At 61.6% G+C, this 3,064-nt stretch carries 2 protein-coding genes and 1 pseudogene; 2 read left to right on the forward strand and 1 reads right to left on the reverse strand.

Translation table 11 applies throughout. The annotated features are described in order from the left end of the window. Positions 1 to 558 (forward strand): NAD(P)-dependent oxidoreductase (locus WBP53_RS04875; protein WP_423926508.1); only part of this gene is annotated, 558 nt, incomplete at its 5' end. Positions 559 to 727: 169 nt separating this feature from the next. Here the strand turns inward: WBP53_RS04875 and WBP53_RS04880 are convergent. Continuing rightward, positions 728 to 1,540, reverse strand: a complete 813-nt coding sequence (locus WBP53_RS04880) for an ArsR/SmtB family transcription factor (protein ID WP_423926510.1) — start codon at positions 1,538 to 1,540, stop codon at positions 728 to 730. Between the two features lie 448 nt (positions 1,541 to 1,988). On the opposite strand from WBP53_RS04880, the pseudogene WBP53_RS04885 reads away from it, so the two are divergent. Beyond that, positions 1,989 to 3,064, forward strand: a pseudogene (locus tag WBP53_RS04885) (DEAD/DEAH box helicase); the annotation flags it as partial.

Raw genomic sequence — 3,064 nt, forward strand, 5'->3', positions numbered from 1 at the left:
CCTCGCAGTTTGCGCATGCGCGAGGATTTTTCGATTGGGGTATTGGGCTTGGGTGTGCTGGGTGGTGCCGTCGCACAGGCGCTGGCGAAGTTCGGGTTCACGGTATCGGGCTGGAGTCGCACGCCGAAAACGATCGAAGGCGTGCGGTGCGCGCACGGATCCACGGGATTCGATTCGGTACTCGCTGGCAGCGAATTGCTGCTGGTGTTCCTGCCGTTGACTGGCGATACCGATGGCTTGCTGGATAGCGATGCACTCGCGCGCCTGCCGGAAGGTGCGGCGCTGGCGAACCTTTCGCGCGGCGAGCTGGTCGATGACGAGGCATTGCTTGAAGCACTCGATTCGGGTTGGCTATCGGAAGCCTATCTCGATGTTTTCAATCGCGAGCCCTTGCCACGCGAGCATCGCTACTGGACACATCGCCAGGTTCGCATGACACCGCATGTGGCTGCGTTGACGCCCTACTCCACTGCCTGCGCGCAGGTGGCCGACAAGATTCGGCGTTTGCAGGTTGGCGAGTCCATCACCGGCGTGGTTGACCGGGTGCGGGGGTATTGATTGGCTTTTCGTAGGAGAGGCATTCATGCCCGATGCTCTTCTGCGCACTGCGACAAAAGCATCGCGGCTGAAGCCGGCTCCTACGAAACGCAAGCAATGTATCTTGGCTGGAGGAAGCTGCATTCGGTTCGGGAAATGCTTGCTGCCAACGGGTGAGTGGGCCAGGTAGTCAAGCCTGCTTGTTGAGATGTGCGACAAGGCCATCACCAAGAATCGCCTTCCAGCCACTGCTGACCGAGGTGTGCATGTCCGGGCCGATGCGGCCGACGATGGCATCGGTCAATTTCAGGATGCTGGTTCCGTCTGCTTCGCCGGTTACGATCTCGAGGTGCAGGGTCGATCGGGCCGGGCCGCCGTAGCGCGTTGCCAGATCACCGACGAGATCAACTGATCGTCTCGGGTTGAGTGCGAACACGGTATACCAGAGCACCCCGCCACCGTTGGGCGCTTCCTCGCGCAGGCATCCACCAACTTTTTGGTCGAACGTCATCACGGCATCCTCGCTGCCGGCGCGATAGGCACGTGGCCACCAGGCTTCAGGGTGCTCGAACAGCGCCTCCCAAAGCTTCTGGACGGAAACCGCTACCGGCCAATCCAGGGCCAGATCGATGATGCCTGCGCTTGCAGCGGATTCGATTTTTGACATGTCGTTTACTCCAGGGATTTCGGCCAGACCTTCCAGCCCTGTTGCAATTGCGGTGCCACGTGCGGACAACCAGCGCGATTGCAGTGAATGGATCTTCGCCACGTTCAGATGATTGACGCGGAAGCGCCCCTGCTTGCGCGAAATGATCACGCCGGCACGCTCGAGTACGCCGATGTGTTTCATGACGCCAAAGCGGGACATCGGCATGCCCTCGCAGAGCTGCGAGGTCGTCTTGCTGCCGGTGGCCAGCCGATCGACCAGGGTGCGCCGGGTCGGATCGGCCAGGGCTTGCCAGATGTCCGGCGCCGGGGCTGCGGTTTCGCGTATCGCGTACATGTGACTATTGGGTCACATGTTGGAGAAGACGTCAAGTGAGGGCGCGAGTTTCGCGAGTTGCACAGCCGCGATGCTCCAGGAGCCCTTCGCAGGAGGCGCGTCAGCGGCGATGCTTTTGTCTTTCGCCCGTTGAGACCCGCAAGAACCAGAAGAGCATCACGGCTGAAGCCGTTTCCTGCGAAAGGCGGGCGGTGTGCGTCAGATTTTCGCAGGAGAGACATTCATGTCCGATGCCCCTCGTCACGGATCCAAAGGCATCACGGCTGAAGCCGTTTCCTACGAAGAGCTGCCGCGAACCATTCACAGCCAGATCGACTCCCCTGCTCGATATCTCGTCGCACGCCCTGAGATCACATCCGCCTATACACGTGTGCTTCCCCTGGAGGCCACGATGACGATCGCGAACGAACCTGCCCTGCTCGATTCCCCACCACGATCCATCGAACGACTCGTCGAACGCTGGGCGCGCAAGTACGGGGATCGCATCACCGGGTATTTCAGGCGTCCGGCACAACCCGCACGATTTGCCGAATTCCCGCCGGGATTGTCGGCAGACCTGCGTGAGGCGCTGGAACGGCGAGGCATCACCGAGCTCTACAGCCACCAGCGCGAAGCCTGGGATCATGTACAGCGCGGCGAGCACGTGGTCGTCGTTACGCCAACCGCATCGGGCAAGACGCTTTGCTACAACCTGCCGGTGATCGAGGCGGTGCGTGAAGCGAAGGCCAAGGCGCTATACCTGTTCCCGACCAAAGCGCTGGCGCAGGATCAGGTCGCCGAGCTGCTTGAACTGAACACGGCCGGCACGCTCGGCTTGCGCGCATTCACCTTCGATGGCGATACGCCGAACGATGCGCGCCAGGCGATTCGCATCAAGGGCGATATCGTGGTCAGCAATCCGGACATGCTGCACCAGGCGATCCTGCCGCATCACACCAAATGGGCGCAGTTCTTTGAATCCCTGCGCTATGTCGTCATCGACGAGGTGCATACCTACCGTGGCGTGTTTGGCTCGCACGTGGCCAACGTGATTCGCCGCCTGCGACGCGTGTGTGCGTTCTATGGCGTGTCACCGACTTTCATCCTCTGCTCGGCAACGATCGGCAATCCGAAGGAGCATGCCGAAGCCCTGCTCGGCGATTCGGTGCACGCGATTGCCGAGAGCGGCGCGCCGTGTGGCGAACGCCACGTGCTGCTATGGAATCCGCCGGTGATCAACCCTGATCTCGGCATCCGCGCCTCGGCACGCTCGCAATCGATGCGCCTGGCGCGGCATGCAATCCGCGCGAAGATGAAGACGATCGTGTTCGCGCAATCGCGGCTGATGGTCGAAATCCTGACCAAGTACCTCAAGGACGTTTTCGACCACGATCCGCGCAAGCCCGCACGCATCCGCGCCTATCGCGGCGGCTATCTGCCGACCGAGCGACGCGAGACCGAACGCGCATTGCGCAGCGGCAGCATCGATGGCGTGGTCAGCACCTCGGCGCTTGAACTCGGTGTCGATATCGGCGCGCTCGATGT

The organism is Dokdonella sp. (assembly GCF_049593775.1).
In the GTDB taxonomy this organism is placed as follows: Bacteria; Pseudomonadota; Gammaproteobacteria; order Xanthomonadales; family Rhodanobacteraceae; genus Dokdonella.